Here is a 19,262-nt window from a genome sequence, read left to right as displayed (position 1 = left end):
CGCCGCAAGCGTCGCCCGCCGTTGAGTTCCGCGCCGCGACCCGCTACGCAGTCGCACCTGCCTCGTTCCGGGACGCCGCGGCGTGAAGCGCACAACCACAGTCGGCTGGCGAGCCTATGGTGCCCTGGTGCGGACCCTGTCGGCCCTGCACTACGGCGTGCTGTCGCCGCTCTCGGCCAGCGACGAGGGTGGTCTCGCCTGGCTCGGACGGCGGCTGCAATCGGCGCCTCCGCCTGCCGCGAGCGGCCCGCGGATCTGGATCCACGCCGTCTCGGCCGGCGAGTCCAAGGTCGCCGAGCTGTTGCGCCGGCACCTGCTGACGCTGGCCCCCGAGCTCTCGGTCGTCCTCTCGGCGACGACCTATTCCGGCTTCGCCCGCGTCGCCCGCGTGGCCGGCGAGGCGGCGAGCTTCGTCATGCCGCTCGATACGCTGGGCGCGCAGCGGCGGCTCTTCGCCACCCTGCGTCCGGACCTCCTTGTGCTGGTCGAGTCCGAGTTCTGGCCGGCGCAGTTCGCCGCCGCCGCGGAGGCGGGCGTACCGGTGGTGGTGGTCAATGCCACCCTGTCGGCGCGCTCCTTTGCCCGCCACCGCCGCTTTCCGCTGGTGGCGCGGCGCACCCTCCTTGAAGCGCGGCGCATCTACGCCCAGGACGATACCACCGGCAGCCGCTACCGCGCCCTCGGGGTGCCGGCCGAGCGGCTGCGGATCAGCGGCAACCTCAAGCTCGCGCCGACCGGCGCGGTGCTGCCGCCGCGCGTCGCCGGGACGCCGGCGGTAGTGTTCGGCAACATCCACGCGGCCGAACTGCGGCCGCTCGGCCCGGCGGTGCGCGCGCTGCGCCGGCTGCACCCCGGGGTGAGGGTGACCCTCGTGCCCCGCTATCCGGGCAAGCTCGACGCGGCGACGCTGGCCGCGGCCTTCGGCAGCGACCTGTCAGTCGTCACCGACGCCGCCGCGGCGGCATCGGTGCCGCTCGCCTGGGTCGACCGGATGGGCGTGCTGGCTTCGCTCTATGCCGAGGCGAGCATCGGGGTGGTCTGCGGCACGTTTGCCCCGATTGGCGGGCACGACCTCGCCGAACCGCTGCAGATGGGGACGGTGAGCCTGTACGGCCCGCATGTCGAGCGCCAGGCGGCCCTTCACGCCGCCCTCGGCGCCGCCGGCTGCGCCCGCCAGGTGCCCGACGCCGACGCGCTCCCCGCCGCCATCGGCGCGCTGCTCGACCGGCCGGAGGAGGGCGAGACCATGCTGCGCCGTTTCCGCGCCCTCTCCGAGGCGGCCGCGGCGGGACTCGCCGGCATTGCGGCGGACCTCGTGGCGCTGCTGCCGCCTCAGTAGGCCGGCCGGAAGGTCTCGCCCCAGTAGAGCCGGTAGCGGCCCAGTTCGCGGCCGAACCGGACGATCGGGATTTCCCTGTAAAGCGTGACCTTTTCGAACTGCGCGTCGATGACCTCGCGCTGGCGCTCGTCGTGCAGCACCACCAGCGCGTCCTGCCCCGCATGCGCGCCGGTGTCGAACCAGTAGTGGAACTCGCTGCGCCCCGGGTTCACCGCCGCGACGTCCTTGTCGTCGAGCGCGAAGCCGACCGTGCTCGCGTACTCCCACTTGGAGGTGGCGATGAAGTCGGGCTTCAGCTCGTCGATCGCGGCGCGGATCGGCTGCTCGATCTCGTTCCAGCCATAGTAGCGGGTGCGGGTCGGGTCGGGTCTGTCGAGCAGCAGGATGACCGGGAAGATCGACGAGGAGACCACGTAGAGCACCGAAATCAGGGTGCCGAACAGCGTGTGGCCCCAGAACAGCAGGCGCGGGCGCATCGCCCGGCCGAGGAACGGCAGCAGCAGCACATAGGCGCTGACGTTCCACCAGAAGAACAGCTGCTGCGTCAGGGCGACGGCGAAAAACACCAGGCTGGAGACCCAGAAGAACCAGCTGCCGAGCCCCCAGGCCGCGCGCTCGAAGGGGGCAGAGGGGCGGCTGAGGACGAACCGGACCATCCCCCACATCATGAACGGGGAGGTGGTCAGCGCCGTCTGCACCAGGAACTCGGCGATATGGATCCAGGTGAAGGCCCGCAGGAAGCCCGCGTCGTGCCGGTCGACGAGGTGGAATTCGAACGAGGCGAAGCCGTTCTGGATGTTCCAGATGAGGATCGGCGAGGCCACCGCGACGGCGAGCAGCGCCGCCGCGTACAGGTGCGGGTTGGCGAGCAGCCGGCGCAGCCTCGGGCTCGCCACGATGTAGAGGCCGAGCGCCACCCCGTAGAGCAGCGTATTGTACTTGGCGAGCGCGGCAACGCCCATGAACAGGGCGCCCAGGTAGAGGTCGCCGAGCCAGGCGCGCGTCCCCTCGCGCACCGCCATCAGGTAGCGGATCAGGAAGTGCGCCGAGAGCAGGATGAAGAAGAACAGCAGGTGGTCGCTGGTGGCGAAGGTCGAGTAGACTCCGAACACCGGCGCCGCCAGGTAGATGATCAGTGCCCGCCAGAACACCCCCTCCCAGTCGTCGCCGCCGAACTGGCGCGCCCATGAGCGGAAGATCAGCGCGGTGCCGATGAAGGTCGGAACCGCCCACAGCCGCAACTGCAGGATGCCGCGGCCGAACGCGGCATCGGCGATGCCGATCAGCCAGGCATTTAGCGGCGGGTGATCGAAGTAGGAGAGGGCCGGGTGCTGCCCCCACATCCAGTAATAGGCCTCGTCGCTGACGAGGTTGACGGCCAGCAGCGACCAGAGCTTCAGCCCGATCAGCAGCGCCGCCACGACCTTCAGCAGGGTGTGGCGGGATGGCGATGCGGCGGGCCCGGCAGTGGTCATCGGCGCGAAGCGGTCCGTGTCGGCGGCAGCTTCGGCCGCGCGCCTAGGCTTCGTCCTCGTCGGGGTTCAGTAGCCGATGCAGGTGGACGACGAAATAGCGCATCTCGGCATTGTCCACCGTCTGCTGGGCCTTCTGCTTCCACACCGCATGCGCTGTGGCATAGCTCGGAAACACCCCGACCAGATCGACCGCGTCGAGGTCCTTGAACACCACCTCGTCGCCTCGTTCCACCTCGCCCCCGATGACGAGGTGCAGCAGTTGCGGCTTCTTGGGGGAGGTCTTGCTCGGCTTGCTCACGGCTTGTGTCGCTCCAGATCAACTTCCTGCGGTTGCGGGCAGCCATAGACCTTGACCAGGGCCGCCCGCAGGGCCGGTTTTAGCGAGGGCTCGGCTACGGCCGCAAGCGCGCCATGCCGGATTTCCGGCCGATTGAAGCGCAGGGCACCTATGCACACATCCTCGAATCCGATCCCGGCTTCCGCCAGGATACAGGCCGCGCCGGCAATATCCCAGTCCTGCGCGCCACGCCTTGTGACGGCGGCATCCAGCCGGCCGGCGGCAACCTGCACCAGGCGATAGGCGAGCGAGGGAAACGCCGGCCCCCGCACATAGTCGAGGCCGGCCGCCTGCAGCTCCTGGTGCACCGCGCCGGGCGCGGGAATCAGCGGCGCCTCCCGCCCGAGCCGAGCCTGCCGCACCAGCGCGCGTCCATTGCAGCGCGCGCCGTCGCCGAGGGCGGCATCGTAGAGTTCGTCACGGGCCGGGGCGTAGACCACGCCGGCGATCGGCACGCCGTCCTCGACCACCGCCAGCGAGATCGTCCAGCTGTCCTCGCCGCGGATGAAGCCGCGCGTGCCGTCGATCGGATCGACGATGAACGCGCGTCTGTGGCTGAGCCGGGAGTTGTCGTCGGCGCTTTCCTCGCTGAGCCAGCCATAGCCCGGTCGCGCCGTGGTGAGCGCCGCGTGCAGGTAGCGATCGAGCACCAGGTCGGCCTCGCTCACCGGCGAGGCGTTCTCCTTGGTCCAGGTCTTGAGGTCGCGCCGGAAGTAGCCCGCCGCGATGATGCCGGCCGACACCGCCGATGCGCGCAGCAGTTCACGGTCCTCGGCTGGCGTGGTGGAAATGGGGGCGCTCATCGCTGTTCCGGCATCGCGTCCGCTGCCTTCTAGGCGCAACCCCGGCACGGGACAAGGCCCGCCGGCTGTCAGCGATGACCCAGTTCAAAAGGACCTTTGAGGACACACTGCGCCAGGCGCGGACGGGGAACGGACGCTAGGGCGATGCGTAGGCGGCAGGCATGGTGGCAACGGTGCGGCCGGTAGAGTCCACGACGCTTCTTGGCAGCAGGCAGCCACGAATGCGCCCGGCCGTGATAGGCGTCCTTTCCCTTGCAGGCAGAAGCCCGCCCAGCTCTCTTGCCTCACCACCGCGCTCGGGCGGCGCCGCCAAAGTGATTGTTTTGTGGGGGAATGACCTCAATAGCTGCCGAACCACCGGCACCTGATCGCTATCGGCAGTAACCAGTATGCTACGGTCGTAGTCGTCTCGCGCAGCATCAGATAACATGGAAACGGCAATCGCAACGTCGGTCTGTTTTTCTTCGTGCCGGGCGCAGTACCGATCCATCACCCGGCAGTGCCGACTCATTTTCCTGAATTTCGATTCGATTACCTCGACGCCGGATGCGATTTGCGCGCGAATATAATTCTTGTGACGCTGCTGCTTCTGCAGGTCCCAAGTAAGTATGGTTGTAAAGAGAACGACTCTGTTTAGTTCTTCTCCCGGACGTAGAAAGCTATTGCCGAGAGAACGAAGGTTAATCCACTTCAACCGGTTGTCCCGCAGGGCGACGATTGCGTGGTATAGATTGAATCCATCGACATAGACATTAACGCGTGTGGCGTGGGACAAGGGAACCACTTGACATTTCCGGTCGTTATCTCTATCTGAAAAAGCATCTACCCGACAGGCAGGTCTTGTCGGAAAAGGGGGTTCGACCCGAAAGGGTCGGCCCCCTTATATATTTGCCCCGGACGTCCCGCTAGCCGCGCCCCTTGCAGGGGCCGCCACCGCGATGGTGCGGCTTCTCATCGCGTCCGCGAGGTACGCTGAGACGCTGCCCGTCGGTTGGCACTGCAAGCGCGGGATGGAGGTCCGGCGGGGCGTGGTTAAGCATTCGCCAGCGCCGGTGCCTAAGGCTGCGTTACACTAGGTTATTTGCCGCTAACCCTTTTCAAAACAACCTAAACTTAACCCCGTTTCTTAAGCGCGGCGGCAACAGGGGGGCGTAGATTGGGCCCATCAAAGAGGGCGGCAAAGCAACAAGCTCTCGAAAGTTGACAGTGAGGCTAGACATGTTTTCTCGCGTTGGGATCGAAGGCTCGTCCGTCGTGATGCTGTTCGGCGATGGGCGCAGTCCGCGTCCCGCCCCGACCGTCGCTCCCAGGTTCTTCGGCCCGGCCAACGACAACGGTCCGAAGGACCCGGTCAAGACCGTGACCGTGCGCCGGACGCTCGAAAAGAGCGGCGTCGCCATCAAGATCAAGGTCCCGGTGAGCGAGTTCGTCGGAGTGGCCGTGTCCACCACCATCAGCGAGGACGGCGTGCTGTCGAGCGCCATCGAGCTGGTGCACGGCGATCCCGAACTCAACTATCGCGTGTTCGAGGAGATCGGCAACGCCAACGTCGTCGCCGAGTGGCAGAACTGGGGCAAGAAGCTTCGCCTGCCGCTCTTCATCAAGGCCGGCGACGGCAATCTGCTGCCCTATTCGCAGCAGGTCGATGGCGTGGCGCTGGGCGTCAACAACGGCCGCCGCAAGCTGCTGGCGGAAGCCTCCCGCCGGCCGCACTTCCTCAACCGTCGCAAGCCCGGCGAGCAGACCGCCTCCTGAGCCTGCAACCTTCGCCGCGCGTCGGCGTTGTTCCATCAAAGCCCGGCAGCGATCCCATGCACGTTTGAGCTGCCGGCGATCTCGTAGCGACCTCCAAGCACGAGGGGCCGTCCCGGCAACGGGGCGGCCCGTTTCGTCATCCGGCCCGGAGCATCATGTCCGCCAGCAGTCCGGCGGTGAAGACGAGGCCGGCAACGTGGTTCGACTTGAAGCGGACGAGGGCATTGGCCGGGTCGCGCGGATCGAGGGTCGCCACCTGCCAGGCCAGCAGCGCGCCGGTCAGGCCCAGCCCGACGAGGAAGATGGCGCCGGCCCCGACCGCGAGACCGGCAGTCCCCCACACCAGCAGGGTCGCCGCGTAGAATGCCGCGATCATCGCGCGGGCGCGCCGGCCGAACAGCCGGGCGGTCGAGCGGACGCCGATCAGCGCATCGTCCTCGATGTCCTGCAGCGCATAGATGGTGTCGTAGCCGATCGTCCACAGGATGGCGCCGCCATAGAGAAGCAGCGGCGCCAGCGACAGGCTGCCGACCTGCGTCGCCCAGCCCAGCAGGCCGCCCCAGGAAAAGGCGATGCCCAGGAACAGCTGCGGCCACCAGGTGATGCGCTTCATGAACGGGTAGACGGCGACCGGCAGCAGCGAGGCGACCCCGAGCCCGATGGCGAAACCGTTGAACTGAACCAGCACCAGCAGGCCGAACAGCGCTTGCAGCACGAGGAACAAGGCTGCCTGCCGCTTCGTCACCTGTCCGGATGGAATCGGCCGGGAGCGGGTGCGGGCGACCTTCATGTCGATGTCGGTGTCGACGATGTCGTTGAAGGTGCAGCCGGCGCCGCGCATCGCAATGGCACCGACGAGGCAGAGCAGCAGGGCGGACCAGTCCATGCCGGTCCCGTGGCCCGCATTGGCGGCCAGCGCGAGGGAGAACGCACACGGCCAGAACAGCAGCCAGAACCCGATCGGCCGGTCCCAGCGGGCCAGCCGTGCATAGGGCTTGAGCCAGGCCGGGGCGTAGCGATCCACCCAGTTGCCGCGCTGCGCGTCGGCGACGCTGCCTGCTGGTTTGTCGGGGCTTTGCATGTCGGCCGTCCTGTGCGGTAATGGCCTGTCGGCCACTCAGTCACGCGTACCACGATGTCCAGATCGCACAAGTCCCTGCCACGCCTTTATGTCGAGGCGCCGCTGGCCGCGGGGCTGCAGGTCGACCTGGGTCGCGAGCAGACCAATTACCTGCTGACCGTGCTGCGCATGGCGGCGGGGGAGGCGCTGGTGGTCTTCAACGGTCGCGACGGCGCCTGGATCGCCCGCATCGCCGATGCGCATCGCAAGGGCGCGCGGCTGGCGGTCGAGGTTCAGGTGCAGCACCAGACGCCTCGCTCGGACCTGTGGTTCGGCTTCGCTCCGCTCAAGACCGGGCGGCTCGACTACCTGGTGCAAAAGGCGACCGAGATGGGGGCCGGGGTGATCCAGCCGGTGATCACCCGCTACACCCAGGTGAGCCGGCTCAGGCCCGACAAGCTGCTCGCCAACGTCGTCGAGGCCGCCGAACAGTGCGAGGTGCTGTCGGTTCCCGCCCTGGCGCCGGAGATCGAGCTGGCGCAGCTGATGGCCGGCTGGCGTCACACCCAGGGGCTGCGACGGCTGATCTTCTGCGACGAGGCGGCGCCGCGCCATTCGCCGGTCAGCATCCTCGGCGATCTCGAGGGCCTGCCCATCGGCATCCTTGTCGGCCCCGAAGGCGGCTTCTCCGAGTCGGAACGCAACCTGCTGATCCAGCAGGATTTCGTCGTTCCGATCAGCCTCGGGCCGCGCATTCTGCGCGCCGATACCGCCGCCGTGGCGGCGCTGGCGGTGGTGCAGGCAATCATCGGCGATTGGCGATAAAGGCATTGCTTTCGGGACGCGCCGGGCTATTGTCCGCCGCCAAGCCGGCACAGCCCGGCGAGCCCAGAGGAGTGTCTATGTCGGGCGAAGAGAATGCACCGCCGATCGAGTCGCGCAGCGACCTCGTCTACGTCATGGCCGCCGGCGGCAAGCCGCGTTCGGAGTGGCGTATCGGCACGGAGCACGAGAAGCACGTCTACCGCAGGGGCCCGCTCGGGCCGGTTCCCTACGAGGGGCCGGACGGCATCCATGCGCTGCTCTCGGGCATAGCGCACCGCACCGGCTGGCATCCGTTCTATGACCACGACAATCCCATCGGGCTGCGCAATCATCACGCCGTGGGGGGCATCTCGCTGGAGCCCGGCGGGCAGTTCGAACTCTCCGGTTCGCCGCAGCGGACCATCCACGAGGCGGCCGCCGAGCTCGACTCCCACCTCGAGGACTGCCACGCCATCGGCCGGCAGCTGAACATCCACTTCCTCGGCCTGGGCGTCACCCCGCTGTGGTCGGTCGACGCCATCCCGGCCATGCCCAAGTCCCGCTACGCGATCATGACCCCCTACATGGGCAAGGTGGGTACGCTCGGCACCTCGATGATGTACCGGTCGGCAACCGTGCAGGCCAATCTCGATTTCTCCGACGAAGCCGACATGGTCAGGAAGATGCGCGTCTCGCTGGCGCTGCAGCCGGTGGTGACGGCGCTGTTCGCCAATTCCCCCTTCGTCGACGGCGCGCCGTCGGGCTATCTCAGCTTCCGCTCGCAGATCTGGCTGGAGACCGACGCGGCGCGCACCGGCATGCTGCCCTTCGTGTTCGAGGACGGCTTCGATTTCGACCGCTATGCCGAGTATGCGCTCGACGTGCCCATGTACTTCGTCATCCGCAAGGGCGAGTACATCAACGTCGCCGGCGAGAGCTTCCGCGCCTTCCTCGAGGGGCGCCTCCCGCAATTGCCGGGGGTGCGGCCGACCACCAAGGATTGGGAAAACCACCTCTCGACCCTGTTCCCCGAGGTGCGGCTCAAGCAGTTCCTCGAGATGCGCGGCGCCGACATGGGCGATCGCGACCACGTGCTGGCCCTGTCGGCGCTGTGGGCCGGGCTGCTCTACGACGCGGATGCGCTGGCCGCCGCCGCCGATCTCGTCTCCGACTGGACCGCGGCCGAGCGCGAGGCGCTGCGCCGCGAGGTGCCGCGCACCGCGCTCGCCACCGCCTTCCGCGACGGCACCGTCGCCGATCTCGCCCGGCTGGTGGTAGATCTCGCCCGGGGCGGGCTGGCGCGACGCGGCCAGGTCCGCGGCGGCCATGACGAGACCGTCTATCTCGCGCCCCTCGACACCACCCTCGAACTCGGCAAGACTCCGGCCGAGCGCTGGCTCGATCTCTACCATGGCGCCTGGGGCGGCGACCTGACGCGGATCTTCGAGGCAGCAGAGATCTAGCCGGCCGAGGGCAGGGGGCCGGACGAGCCCCGGCGCGGGACAACCCCGTTCAGCAATGTGGCCGGATCGTGGCGAACGCACACTAAATCCGTTGCGCCACAGGCACTTACCGCCTTCCCGCTGTCGCCGGATACGTCTATCCCCAACCCCCGCCGAGGCCCCCGGCCGGGACCGGCGCTACTCCGCCGCCATCGGCTGGCAGTCCTGGTTGTCGAGGTTGCCCATGCTCGCGACGATGTGGCTGGCGAGCGCATCGTAGATGCCGCCATAGGCATGGCTGGCCCGCATGAGCGCGATCTCGGCGTCGCGCAACCGGGGCAGGTTGCGGTCCTCTGCGATCACCCGCATGCCGGGCTGCAGCGCGCTCTCGGGAAGGAAGCCGACCGCCAGGTCGGTCAGCACGGCGCTGGCGATGGCCATGGCATTGGACGAGGTATAGGCGATGCGGTAGTCGCGGCCGATGCGGTTGAGCGCCTCGACGGCATTGTCCTTCCAGCAGCAGTGCTGCCCGCCGGCGATCGGCAGCGGCTCGGTGGCCAGCGCCTGCCCGCCATGCGAGGCGACCCAGAACATCGGCTCTGTGCGGAACAGTTCGCCATACTCGTGATTGGTGCCCTGGGTGAACACGATCAGGTCGTACTTGCCGTGCTTCATGCCGTCGAGCAGTTCCTCGGACGGCTGGCACCGCACGTCGACGACGATCTTGGGGTGGGTGCGCTGGAAGCTCGACAGGATCACCGGCAGCAGCCGCACCGCGTAGTCGTCCGGCACGCCGAAGCGGATCGAGCCCTTCAGGTCCCCCTCCGCGAACTGGTCGAGGATCTCGGCGTTGATGCGCAGCATCCGCCGCGCCCGCCCATATAGCGCATCGCCGTGATCGGTGAGGGTGACACTCCGCCCGTCCCGCCGGAGCAGGGCCTGCCCCAGTCGCTCCTCGAGCCGCTTGATCTGCATCGACACGGCCGATTGCGTCTTGTTCACCCGCCGCGCAGCCTCGGTGAAGCTGCCGCAATCGGCGATGGCGCAGAAGCTTTGCAGCTGGTCGAGATCGAGCGGTGCGGTCATCCGGAGTCTCCATCACGGATTTTGATGAACCGGATGAAATCTATTTGTTGGACGAATGGATGGCAAGACCCTAGATCGGTGTCATCGGTGATCGACGATCATCCGTCCCGCCCGGTTCCCCCGCCGGGCCCCGCGAACCACATGGAGAAGGACCATGGTCCACTTGCTTGCGAGCGAGCGGCCGACGATGGCTGCCGCACCGTCCACCCTCTGGAGCGCCGTGGCGAAGTTCTTCGCCCGCCTCCGGGCCCGGCGTGCCATGCGCGTCGCCTACCAGTCGCTTCTCGAATACGATCCGGCCCGTCTCGACGACCTCGGCATCGATCGCCAGGACCTGTTCGAGGCACTGGATTCCCCCAGCCAGCGCCCCGGGCTGCGCCTCAACCAGCGTCGCGCGGAGAGCGCGCGGCTTTGGCTCGATCCCTGACGCACGAGATCGGCCTCCGCCATGGCCAATCCCTGATTGTGCCATCTTCGGGCCGGTCCACCCACCGGCCTTGTTTCCTGATGAACTGCCGGGTCTTCGGACCCGGCTTTTTTGTTTGCGCCGCGCCGACGGTGTCGGAGGGGCGGCCACGGACCTCAGGGCAATTGCGCGAAGCCGTCGCCGAAGCCGTTGAGCGACACCGGAATGCCGACGCCTTCCTCCGGGGTGCGGAACACCACGAACAGTGCGCTCTGGCCCGCCGAGAGCTTGCCGATGAGTTCGTCGTCGAGCACCACCTCCGCCACGCAGCCATTGGGCAGGCAGCGCACGAAGGCGACACGCCCGATATCCTGGCCATCGATGTTGAGGCCGAGCCCGTTGGGGAGCAGTACACCGAGCGGCGCGAGGACGCGCAGCAACCGCGCCTGCTTGTCGGCGGTCTTCAGCACGATCACCGACAGGCCGACATTGGGCTGGTCCTCGGCGGTGACGTTCTGGATCAGCGCGCACTGCTCGTAGCTTGCGCCCGGAGGGGTATCGCAACTCATCTGCCAGTCGCCGAACTGGGCCTTGACCACGCCCTGGGCGAACGCACCGGGCGAGGCCGTAACGGCGAGGGCGGCAGCGACCAGACTAGCCAGCAAGCGGTTCAACGACAGGTCCTCTCGAAACGCGATTCAACTGCCAGACGATTGTTCCTTAGTCGATGAGCGCCGTGGCGCTGTCAACATCGGAGGCCGCACGCGAGGCGGCGGATCAACGCAACCAGAAAGCGGCAGGGGTGAGGCAGGCCGCCGGTGCGGCAAAACGCGCGGCTTGATTTGGGTCAAGGACGACCGGGTCAATTGCCTTGGCCGGCCCGATGTGGTTTAGACACATTCCAAGTTCAAGCGCTCCGAGGTTGAGTCGGAGCGGCGTTTTATGCCGCGATATCAGACCTCAACCCCGCCGCAAAAACCGGACCAGACGGGATCTCAAGGGGGTTTTAGGTGACCGGCAAGCTTTTCCGATCGATGGGTACCCTCGCGGCCGTCGCGACCGCGACGCTTCCCATGGCGGCCGCGGCGCAGGAGCTCGGCCAACCGGCTCCCGGCGAGATGGGCCTGCAGGGCTCGGCCAGCGTGATCATGGACTCGATCCGCGCCTTCCACGATGGCCCGCTGCTGATCGTCGCCGTAGGCATCGCGCTGCTGGTGCTGGCGCTGCTGCTGGTGGTGATCTTCCGCTTCAATGCAAAGGCCAACCCGACACCCTCAAAGACGACCCACAACACCATGATCGAGGTGGTGTGGACGGTGGCGCCGATCCTCATCCTCGTCATCATCGCAATCCCGTCCTTCTCGGTGCTGACCGATCAGCTGACGATCCCCGACGGGCAGCGCAAGTACCTCGGCTCCAACATCTTCTCGTTCGGCGAGGTGGAGATTCCGGCGCCCGGGCTGACGGTCAAGGCAACCGGCCAGCAGTGGTACTGGGATTATGAATACGAGAACGGCAAGGCGCTGTCGTCGAACATCCTCTCCGACGCCGAGGCCCTGGCCAAGGGGCAGCCGCGGCTGCTCGCGGTGAACTACGAGCTCGTCGTGCCGGTCGACACCACGGTGCGCCTGCAGGTGACTGCCGACCCGACCGGCGTGATTCACGCCTTTGCCCTGCCGGCCTTCGGCGTCAAGATCGACGCGGTGCCCGGCAAGCTCAATGAAACCTGGTTCAACGCGCGCAAGACCGGCATCTACTACGGCCAGTGCTCGGAACTGTGCGGCAAGGACCACGCCTTCATGCCGATCGCCATCCGCGTTGTGACCAAGGAAGAGTATGCGGCCTGGATGGCCGCCTTCGAGGCCGGCAATATCGACGACGCCAACGCCACGCTACCCGCCCTGACCTGATAAACAAGATCGCGCGGGGAGCTGCCGCCCGACGCCGCGAAGCGACTACGACAAGAGGAACGCTCGAAATGGCCGATACTCACGCACTGGAAGCACATGGGGGGCACGACCACGGCCATGCCGCCGACGCGCACGGCCACCCGACCGGCTGGCGGCGCTACCTCTACTCGACCAACCACAAGGACATCGGCACGATGTACCTGATCTTCGCGATTGTCGCGGGGGTGGTTGGAGCCCTTCTCTCGGGCGCGATGCGCCTCGAGCTGCAGGAGCCGGGCATCCAGATCTTCCACGGCCTCGCCTCGATGGTCTACGGCACGGCCGGTGACCTTGCCCTCGATCAGGGCAAGCACATGTACAATGTGTTCACCACCGCGCACGCCCTCATCATGATCTTCTTCATGGTCATGCCGGCCATGATCGGCGGTTACGGCAACTGGTTCGTGCCGCTGATGATCGGCGCTCCGGACATGGCCTTCCCGCGCATGAACAACATCTCGTTCTGGCTGCTGCCGCCGGCTCTGCTGCTGCTGGTGCTGTCGATGTTCTTCGAGGGGCCCGCCGGCATGAACGGCGTGGGCGGCGGCTGGACCATCTATCCGCCGCTGGCCGCCAATGCCGGCCAGCCCGGCCCGGCCATGGACTTCGCCATCCTGTCGCTGCATATCGCCGGCGCGTCCTCGATCCTGGGCGCCATCAACTTCATCACCACCATCTTCAACATGCGCGCCCCGGGCATGACGCTGCACAAGATGCCGCTCTTCCCCTGGTCGGTGCTGGTGACGGCGTTCCTGCTGCTGCTCAGCCTGCCCGTGCTCGCCGGCGGCATCACCATGCTGCTCACCGACCGCAACTTCGGCACGACATTCTTCGATCCGGCCGGCGGTGGCGACCCGATCCTGTTCCAGCACCTGTTCTGGTTCTTCGGCCACCCCGAAGTGTACATCCTGATCCTGCCGGGCTTCGGCATCATCAGCCACATCGTCTCGACCTTCAGCCGCAAGCCGGTGTTCGGCTACCTGGCCATGGTCTACGCCATGGTGGCAATCGGCGGCGTCGGCTTCATCGTGTGGGCCCACCACATGTACACGGTGGGCATGAGCCTCGACGTGCAGCGCTACTTCGTGGCGGCGACGATGGTCATCGCGGTGCCCACGGGCGTCAAGATCTTCAGCTGGATCGCCACCATGTGGGGCGGTTCGCTGACCTTCCGGACCCCGATGCTGTGGGCGGTGGGCTTCATCTTCCTGTTCACCGTCGGCGGTGTGACAGGCGTTGTGCTCGCCAATGCCGGTGCCGACCGCGCTCTGCACGACACCTACTACGTCGTCGCGCACTTCCACTACGTGCTCTCGCTCGGCGCCGTGTTCGCCATCTTTGCGGCCTGGTACTACTGGTACCCCAAGATGTTCGGCATGATGTACAACGAGACGCTGGCCAACGCCCATTTCTGGATCACCTTCGTGGGCGTGAACGTCATCTTCTTCCCGCAGCACTTCCTCGGCCTGAGCGGTATGCCGCGCCGCTACATCGACTACCCCGATGCGTTCGCCTTCTGGAACCGCGTCTCCTCGGTCGGCTACTACATCACTCTGGTCGGCCTGGTGCTGTTCCTCTACCTGCTGTGGGAAGCCGCGCGTAAGAAGCGCCCGACCACCGCCAATCCGTGGGGTGAAGGCGCTACGACACTGGAATGGACGCTGCCGTCGCCGCCGCCCTTCCACCAGTTCGAAACCCTGCCGCGCATCGGCGCAAGCAGCCACCACTGAGCTTCGAGCGCGGGGCCCCTCGGGGGTCCCGCGCCGCAAGGAACGAGCCGACCCTTGGCCTATATCGAGCACAGCAGCGGAGTGACGGCGGGCGCCAGCGGCGCACGCGTCCAAGACTACGTGGCCCTGCTGAAGCCGCGGGTCATGTCGCTGGTGGTGTTCACCGCCCTGGTCGGGCTGCTGCTCGCCCCGGGTGGCGTGAACCCGGTGGTCGGCGCCATTGCCATCCTCTGCATCGCGGTCGGGGCAGGGGCCTCGGGCGCCCTCAACATGTGGTACGATAGCGATATCGACGCGGTGATGAGCCGCACCGTCAACCGCCCGATCCCGGCCGGTCGCATGGAGCGCGACCACGCCCTGGCTCTGGGCCTGGTGCTGTCGGCCTTTTCGGTGAGCCTGCTCGGGCTCGCCACCAACTGGTTGGCGGCCGCCCTGCTCGCATTCACCATCTTCTTCTACGCCGTCGTATATACCATGTGGCTGAAGCGCTCGACGCCGCAGAATATCGTCATCGGCGGCGCAGCCGGTGCTTTCCCGCCAATGGTCGGCTGGGCGGCGGTGACCGGTACCGTCAGCCTCGAGAGCGTGCTGCTGTTTGCCATCATCTTCCTGTGGACACCGCCGCACTTCTGGGCGCTGGCGCTCTACAAGCAATCGGATTACGGCGCCGCAGGCATCCCGATGCTGCCCAACGTCGCGGGCAATGCGGCGACCAAGCTGCAGATCCTCCTCTACTCCGTGATATTGGTCACGGTGAGCCTTGTGCCGGTCGCCATCGGCTTCATGGGGCCGGTCTACGGCACCGCCGCGCTCGCGATGGGAGCCGGTTTCCTCGTTCTCGCCCTGCGTCTCTTCGGCACGCGCGACGACAAGGCGATGCGCAAGGCCGGCCGCACGCTGTTCGCCTACTCGCTGAGCTACCTGTTCGTGATCTTCTGCGCGTTGCTCGCCGATCGCATCGTGTTCATGGCGGGGTGGCTGTGATGACAACGCCCGCCAAGCTCGACCCGGAAGCCGAGTTGCTCGCGCGCCGCCGTCGCCGCTCGATCGCGCTGGCGCTCGCGCTCGGTGGTCTGGCCATCATCTTCTACGTGCTGACCATCGTGAAGATGGGCCCCGCGCTGTTCGACAGGCCGCTCTGAGATGACCGATCTGGCGCTCATTCCCGAGCATGGCGGCCGCAACAGGCGCGTCGCGCTGGTCCTTGGCATCGTCGTCGTGACCATGATCGGCGCCGCCTACGCCGCCGTGCCGCTCTACGCCCTGTTCTGCAAGCTGACCGGGCTCGACGGCACCACCCAGGTTGCGTCAGGCAATCCCAAGGGCGTGATCGACCGCCAGATGACCGTACGCTTCGATTCCAACGTCGAGGGCGGCCTTGCCTGGACGGTGACGCCGGCGAGGCCTGTGACCGACAAGATCGGCGCCGTGGAAACCGTTGTCTACATCGCCCGCAACGACACCGACCGGGCCATCACTGGTCAGGCAATCTTCAACGTCACGCCCGAGCAGACCGGCATCTACTTCAACAAGATCGAGTGCTTCTGCTTCACCGAGCAGACGCTGCAGCCGGGCGAGACTGCTGAGATGCCCGTGACCTTCTTCGTCGATCCCGATATTGCCGGGGATCGCAATCTCGACACCATCCGGGACATCACCCTGTCCTATACATTCTACGCCGTTCAGAGCGAGGGAAGCTGACCATGGCTGCGCACGCCAAGCCCAACCACGACTATCACCTGGTAAACCCCAGCCCCTGGCCCTTTGTCGGCTCGGTCTCGGCCTTCGTCCTCGCCGTCGGCGCGATCCTGTGGTTCCACGAGATCCTGCCTGTCTGGGTAATGCTGATCGGCCTGGTCGGCGTGCTCTACACCATGTTCGCCTGGTGGAGCGACGTCGTGCGCGAAGCGCAGGGCGGCGACCATACCCCGGTCGTGCAGATGCACCACCGCTACGGCATGATCCTGTTCATCGCCTCTGAGGTGATGTTCTTCGTTGCCTGGTTCTGGGCCTATTTCGATGGCTTTTTCAACTATGATGCGGCCGAGCAGTATGCCCGCCTCGCCGCGACCGGGGCGCACTGGCCGCCGACCGGGGTCGAGTTGTTCAATCCGTTCCACCTGCCCTTGTTCAACACGCTGATCTTGTTGACCTCCGGCACCACGGTGACCTGGGCGCATCATGCTCTGCTGCACAATGACAAGAAGGGTTTGGTCTGGGGCCTCGTGATCACCGTTCTGCTCGGCATGCTGTTTACCGGCGTGCAGGCGCTCGAGTACTCCGAGGCCGGCTTCCAGTATACCGGCAACCTCTATGGCGCCAGCTTCTTCATGGCCACCGGCTTCCATGGCTTCCACGTGCTGATCGGCACGATCTTCCTGATCGTCACGCTGATCCGCGCCCAGTCCAACCAGCTGACACCCAAGCACCATCTCGGCTTCGAGTTCGCCGCCTGGTACTGGCACTTCGTCGACGTGGTCTGGTTGTTCCTGTTTGCGTCGATCTATGTGTGGGGCAGCTGGGGCGTGCAGCTCAGCCACTGACGCTGACGCCGTCGAGCGAATGGGGTTCGGGGCGTGGCCATGGCCACGCCCCTTCTTTTTTTGAACGGCCGGAGTGGCGTCCGCTGGCCCGTCTCTTCCGGTCAGGACGCCGCGGCGCCGCGAGCAGCGACATTGTCGCGTTCGACAAGCCCCTCGGTCTGTCGTAACAGTCCGATATGACCGATCCCAATACCGAACGCCTGCCGTCTCCCTATGCGACCGGGCTTGCCTGCCGCTGCCCACGCTGCGGCGAAGGTCGCCTGTTCGAGGGTTTCCTGAAGCCCGTCGCGCGCTGCGAGAGCTGCGGCCTCGACCTCGGCTACGCCGCCGAGACGGAAGGCCCGGCGGTGTTCATCATCCTCATCGTCGGCTTCGTCATCGTCGGCGCCGCCGCGGCGGTCGAAGCAGTGTTCCACCCCCCGCCCTTCGTCCACCTGCTGCTCTGGCTGCCCGGCGTCGTGATCCTGGCCCTGTCGCTGATGCGGCCGCTCAAGGCGACGATGATCGCCCTGCAGTTCCACCACAAGGCCGAGGAAGGCAAGCTCGATGGCTGACACCGGCAACGCCGGCCGAAGCGAAGGCTGGCGTTTCTGGGCCTTCACGCTGTTCATGCTGGCGCTGATGGCGCTGTTCGTCGCTCTGGGCCTGTGGCAGGTGCTGCGCCTTGAGGAGAAGGAGCGGCTGATTGCCGCCGTCGCCGCGCGTTTCGAGCAACCGCCGATCGAGCTGCCGCCGGTCGCCGAGTGGGCGGCGACCGACAGCGAGCAGTACGACTTCCGTCCGGTAACCGTCACCGGCACCTATCTGCCCGAAGCCACAGTGCTCGTCTTCACCAGCCTCGGGGAGGCCCGTGGCACCCATTCGGGGCCCGGCTACTGGGTAATGACGCCATTGCGACTGGCGACGGGGGGCACCATCTTCGTCAACCGCGGCTTCGTGCCCCAGAGTGCGCGCGAGAGCTTTGCCGGAGGCGGCGCGCCGGAAGCCGGGATGGTCAGCCTGTCCGGTGTCGCCCGTCTCGGCGAGACGGTCGGCGGCTTCACTCCGGCGCCCGAACTGGGCAAGCGTATCGACTGGGTCCGGAACCCGGCGCGGCTCGCGACCCTCGCCGGCCGTCTCGAGCCGCCAATCGCCCCGCTCTATATCGATCTTCCCGCCGGCCCGCCGGGGACGTTGCCGCAGGGCGGCGAGACGGTGATGAGCTTTCCCAACAACCACCTGGGCTATGTCATCACCTGGTTCGGCTTTGCCGCGCTGGTGCCGCCGCTGCTCTGGTTCTGGATTCGACGGCAGCGCCAGGTACCGCTCGTCGCGGCCGGGCGGAGCCGATGAAGACCCGCATGAATGTTGCGATCTGCCAGCAGTTTCACTAGGGTAAGCTAGAGCCAACGGCATGCTGGCCGCATGCGCAATCCACAGGGCGATTCTCCCTAAATGCAGTTCGTATCGACGCGCGGCGGGGCGGCCGAGCTGGGTTTCTCCGACGCCGTGCTGGCCGGTCTCGCCAGCGATGGCGGCCTCTATGTCCCCAAGACCTGGCCCCAACTGAGCCCGGCCGAGATCGCCGGCTACGCCAACCGGCCCTATCACGAGGTCGCGTTCGACATCATCTCCCGTTTCGTCGACGGTGAGATCCCCGATGCAGAACTCCGGGCGATCGTCGCGGCGGCCTATTCCAGCTTCCGCCACCCCTCGGTAGCACCGCTCGTCGAACTCGAACCAGGCCACTTCGTGCTCGAGCTGTTCCACGGTCCGACGCTCGCCTTCAAGGACGTGGCGATGCAGTTCCTTGCCCGGGTGATGGACTACATCCTCGCCCGGCGCGGCGCGCGCGCGACGATCGTCGGCGCCACCTCGGGCGATACCGGTTCGGCCGCGATCGAGGCGTTTCGCGGGCGAGAGGCGACCGATATCTTCATCCTCCACCCCGAGAACCGCACCTCGGAGGTGCAGCGGCGGCAGATGACGACGGTGCTCGATGCCAACGTGCACAACATCGCGCTGCGCGGCACTTTCGACGATTGCCAGGACCTGGTGAAGGCGATGTTCAACCATCGCAGTTTCCGCGATAGCCTGAAGCTCTCCGGCGTCAACTCGATCAACTGGGGTCGGATCGTCGCCCAGATCGTCTACTACTTCACCTCCGCGGTTTCCCTCGGTGCGCCCCACCGGGAGGTGAGCTTTGTCGTCCCGACCGGCAATTTCGGCGACATCTTCGCGGGCTATTGCGCTCGCCGCATGGGCCTTCCGATCCGCACCCTGGTCATCGCCACCAACAGCAATGACATCCTCGCCCGCACCCTCGAGACCGGGCGCTACGAGGTGACCGGCGTCACCCCGACGATCAGCCCGTCGATGGATATCCAAGTCTCCTCGAACTTCGAGCGGCTGCTGTTCGAGGCCGTAGACCGCGACAGCGCGGTGGTCCGGGCGATGATGGACGGGCTGCGCCAGTCGCGCGGCTTCGCCATACCCGCGCCGGCGCTCGCTGCGATCCGGGCACGATTTTCCGCCGGCCGCGCCGACGAGGCGA

The 19,262-nt window shown here is 66.8% G+C and carries 21 protein-coding genes; 14 read left to right on the top strand and 7 right to left on the bottom strand.

Features of this window, described 5'->3' with window-relative positions; genetic code table 11:
- Positions 1-82 precede the first annotated feature (82 nt).
- A complete protein-coding gene (locus ACE3TU_RS05040; protein ID WP_374621027.1) occupies positions 83-1,339 on the top strand; it encodes a 3-deoxy-D-manno-octulosonic acid transferase in 1,257 nt (418 codons plus the stop codon).
- Here the strand turns inward: ACE3TU_RS05040 and ACE3TU_RS05035 are convergent.
- From ACE3TU_RS05035 to ACE3TU_RS05020, 4 genes are all read right to left on the bottom strand, one after another.
- Positions 1,333-2,814, bottom strand: coding sequence for an ArnT family glycosyltransferase (locus ACE3TU_RS05035; RefSeq protein WP_374621025.1), 1,482 nt, complete (start codon positions 2,812-2,814; stop codon positions 1,333-1,335). The two genes, ACE3TU_RS05040 and ACE3TU_RS05035, sit on opposite strands and share 7 nt — an antisense overlap.
- A gap of 43 nt (positions 2,815-2,857) precedes the next feature.
- Positions 2,858-3,112, bottom strand: a complete 255-nt coding sequence (locus tag ACE3TU_RS05030) for a DUF4170 domain-containing protein (protein ID WP_374621022.1) — start codon at positions 3,110-3,112, stop codon at positions 2,858-2,860.
- Positions 3,109-3,954: a 3'(2'),5'-bisphosphate nucleotidase CysQ gene (locus ACE3TU_RS05025; protein WP_374621020.1), complete on the bottom strand. Its 846-nt coding sequence runs from the start codon at positions 3,952-3,954 to the stop codon at positions 3,109-3,111. Before ACE3TU_RS05025 ends, ACE3TU_RS05030 begins: the two co-directional genes overlap by 4 nt.
- Before the next feature lie 136 nt (positions 3,955-4,090).
- Positions 4,091-4,729 (bottom strand): NYN domain-containing protein, encoded by a 639-nt coding sequence (locus ACE3TU_RS05020; protein ID WP_374621018.1) that lies wholly within the window; start codon positions 4,727-4,729, stop codon positions 4,091-4,093.
- 443 nt (positions 4,730-5,172) lie between these two features.
- Here ACE3TU_RS05020 and ACE3TU_RS05015 point away from each other — a divergent pair, with 443 nt between their 5' ends.
- On the top strand, positions 5,173-5,709 hold the full coding sequence (locus ACE3TU_RS05015; protein ID WP_374621016.1) for a DUF6101 family protein: 537 nt from the start codon (positions 5,173-5,175) through the stop codon (positions 5,707-5,709).
- 136 nt (positions 5,710-5,845) lie between these two features.
- Here the strand turns inward: ACE3TU_RS05015 and ubiA are convergent, their stop codons facing one another.
- The gene (ubiA, locus tag ACE3TU_RS05010) at positions 5,846-6,790 is read right to left on the bottom strand and encodes a 4-hydroxybenzoate octaprenyltransferase (protein WP_374621014.1); all 945 of its coding nucleotides are present in this window, start codon (positions 6,788-6,790) and stop codon (positions 5,846-5,848) included.
- A 54-nt stretch (positions 6,791-6,844) separates the two neighbouring features.
- On the opposite strand from ubiA, the gene ACE3TU_RS05005 reads away from it, so the two are divergent.
- On the top strand, positions 6,845-7,594 hold the full coding sequence (locus ACE3TU_RS05005; protein WP_374621012.1) for a 16S rRNA (uracil(1498)-N(3))-methyltransferase: 750 nt from the start codon (positions 6,845-6,847) through the stop codon (positions 7,592-7,594).
- Positions 7,595-7,671: 77 nt separating this feature from the next.
- Positions 7,672-9,036 (top strand): glutamate--cysteine ligase, encoded by a 1,365-nt coding sequence (locus ACE3TU_RS05000; RefSeq protein WP_374621009.1) that lies wholly within the window; start codon positions 7,672-7,674, stop codon positions 9,034-9,036.
- A gap of 177 nt (positions 9,037-9,213) precedes the next feature.
- Here the strand turns inward: ACE3TU_RS05000 and ACE3TU_RS04995 are convergent, their stop codons facing one another.
- Positions 9,214-10,101: a LysR substrate-binding domain-containing protein gene (locus ACE3TU_RS04995; protein WP_374621006.1), complete on the bottom strand. Its 888-nt coding sequence runs from the start codon at positions 10,099-10,101 to the stop codon at positions 9,214-9,216.
- Positions 10,102-10,255: 154 nt separating this feature from the next.
- Between ACE3TU_RS04995 and ACE3TU_RS04990 the strand changes: the two genes are divergently transcribed.
- Positions 10,256-10,528, top strand: a complete 273-nt coding sequence (locus tag ACE3TU_RS04990) for a hypothetical protein (protein WP_374621004.1) — start codon at positions 10,256-10,258, stop codon at positions 10,526-10,528.
- A 155-nt stretch (positions 10,529-10,683) separates the two neighbouring features.
- Here ACE3TU_RS04990 and ACE3TU_RS04985 read toward each other — a convergent pair whose 3' ends face one another.
- Positions 10,684-11,181 carry an invasion associated locus B family protein gene (locus tag ACE3TU_RS04985; RefSeq protein ID WP_374621001.1) on the bottom strand — a complete coding sequence of 166 codons (498 nt, stop codon included), beginning with the start codon at positions 11,179-11,181 and terminating at the stop codon, positions 10,684-10,686.
- A gap of 336 nt (positions 11,182-11,517) precedes the next feature.
- On the opposite strand from ACE3TU_RS04985, the gene coxB reads away from it, so the two are divergent.
- The 9 genes from coxB to thrC form a co-directional block, all read left to right on the top strand.
- Positions 11,518-12,417: a cytochrome c oxidase subunit II gene (gene coxB, locus ACE3TU_RS04980; RefSeq protein ID WP_374620998.1), complete on the top strand. Its 900-nt coding sequence runs from the start codon at positions 11,518-11,520 to the stop codon at positions 12,415-12,417.
- 68 nt (positions 12,418-12,485) lie between these two features.
- On the top strand, positions 12,486-14,186 hold the full coding sequence (gene ctaD / locus ACE3TU_RS04975) for a cytochrome c oxidase subunit I (RefSeq protein WP_374620995.1): 1,701 nt from the start codon (positions 12,486-12,488) through the stop codon (positions 14,184-14,186).
- Positions 14,187-14,240: 54 nt separating this feature from the next.
- Positions 14,241-15,170: a heme o synthase gene (locus ACE3TU_RS04970; RefSeq protein WP_374620992.1), complete on the top strand. Its 930-nt coding sequence runs from the start codon at positions 14,241-14,243 to the stop codon at positions 15,168-15,170.
- Positions 15,170-15,328 (top strand): hypothetical protein, encoded by a 159-nt coding sequence (locus ACE3TU_RS04965; RefSeq protein ID WP_374620989.1) that lies wholly within the window; start codon positions 15,170-15,172, stop codon positions 15,326-15,328. Before ACE3TU_RS04970 ends, ACE3TU_RS04965 begins: the two co-directional genes overlap by 1 nt.
- A 1-nt stretch (position 15,329) precedes the next feature.
- On the top strand, positions 15,330-15,887 hold the full coding sequence (locus ACE3TU_RS04960; protein ID WP_374620986.1) for a cytochrome c oxidase assembly protein: 558 nt from the start codon (positions 15,330-15,332) through the stop codon (positions 15,885-15,887).
- Positions 15,888-15,889: 2 nt separating this feature from the next.
- The gene (locus ACE3TU_RS04955; RefSeq protein WP_374620984.1) at positions 15,890-16,729 is read left to right on the top strand and encodes a cytochrome c oxidase subunit 3; all 840 of its coding nucleotides are present in this window, start codon (positions 15,890-15,892) and stop codon (positions 16,727-16,729) included.
- Positions 16,730-16,905: 176 nt separating this feature from the next.
- A complete protein-coding gene (locus ACE3TU_RS04950) occupies positions 16,906-17,283 on the top strand; it encodes a DUF983 domain-containing protein (RefSeq protein WP_374620981.1) in 378 nt (125 codons plus the stop codon).
- A complete protein-coding gene (locus ACE3TU_RS04945; protein WP_374620978.1) occupies positions 17,276-18,061 on the top strand; it encodes an SURF1 family protein in 786 nt (261 codons plus the stop codon). The genes ACE3TU_RS04950 and ACE3TU_RS04945 overlap by 8 nt, the downstream gene beginning before the upstream one ends.
- A gap of 102 nt (positions 18,062-18,163) precedes the next feature.
- The coding region (gene thrC, locus ACE3TU_RS04940; protein WP_374620976.1) for a threonine synthase at positions 18,164-19,262 on the top strand (1,099 nt) is incomplete at its 3' end.

Source organism: Devosia sp. (assembly GCF_041917035.1).
Lineage (GTDB): Bacteria > Pseudomonadota > Alphaproteobacteria > Rhizobiales > Devosiaceae > Devosia_A.
This window is presented reverse-complemented; position numbering and strand designations above follow the sequence as displayed.

Coding starts and splice junctions, on each gene's coding strand:
- ACE3TU_RS05035 (WP_374621025.1), bottom strand. CDS start 2,814: ATGACCACTGCCGGGCCCGCCGCATCGCCATCCCGCCACACCCTGCTG.
- ACE3TU_RS05025 (WP_374621020.1), bottom strand. CDS start 3,954: ATGAGCGCCCCCATTTCCACCACGCCAGCCGAGGACCGTGAACTGCTG.
- ACE3TU_RS05015 (WP_374621016.1), top strand. CDS start 5,173: ATGTTTTCTCGCGTTGGGATCGAAGGCTCGTCCGTCGTGATGCTGTTC.
- ubiA (WP_374621014.1), bottom strand. CDS start 6,790: ATGCAAAGCCCCGACAAACCAGCAGGCAGCGTCGCCGACGCGCAGCGC.
- ACE3TU_RS05005 (WP_374621012.1), top strand. CDS start 6,845: ATGTCCAGATCGCACAAGTCCCTGCCACGCCTTTATGTCGAGGCGCCG.
- ACE3TU_RS05000 (WP_374621009.1), top strand. CDS start 7,672: ATGTCGGGCGAAGAGAATGCACCGCCGATCGAGTCGCGCAGCGACCTC.
- ACE3TU_RS04995 (WP_374621006.1), bottom strand. CDS start 10,101: ATGACCGCACCGCTCGATCTCGACCAGCTGCAAAGCTTCTGCGCCATC.
- ACE3TU_RS04990 (WP_374621004.1), top strand. CDS start 10,256: ATGGTCCACTTGCTTGCGAGCGAGCGGCCGACGATGGCTGCCGCACCG.
- ctaD (WP_374620995.1), top strand. CDS start 12,486: ATGGCCGATACTCACGCACTGGAAGCACATGGGGGGCACGACCACGGC.
- ACE3TU_RS04965 (WP_374620989.1), top strand. CDS start 15,170: ATGACAACGCCCGCCAAGCTCGACCCGGAAGCCGAGTTGCTCGCGCGC.
- ACE3TU_RS04960 (WP_374620986.1), top strand. CDS start 15,330: ATGACCGATCTGGCGCTCATTCCCGAGCATGGCGGCCGCAACAGGCGC.
- ACE3TU_RS04955 (WP_374620984.1), top strand. CDS start 15,890: ATGGCTGCGCACGCCAAGCCCAACCACGACTATCACCTGGTAAACCCC.
- ACE3TU_RS04950 (WP_374620981.1), top strand. CDS start 16,906: ATGACCGATCCCAATACCGAACGCCTGCCGTCTCCCTATGCGACCGGG.
- ACE3TU_RS04945 (WP_374620978.1), top strand. CDS start 17,276: ATGGCTGACACCGGCAACGCCGGCCGAAGCGAAGGCTGGCGTTTCTGG.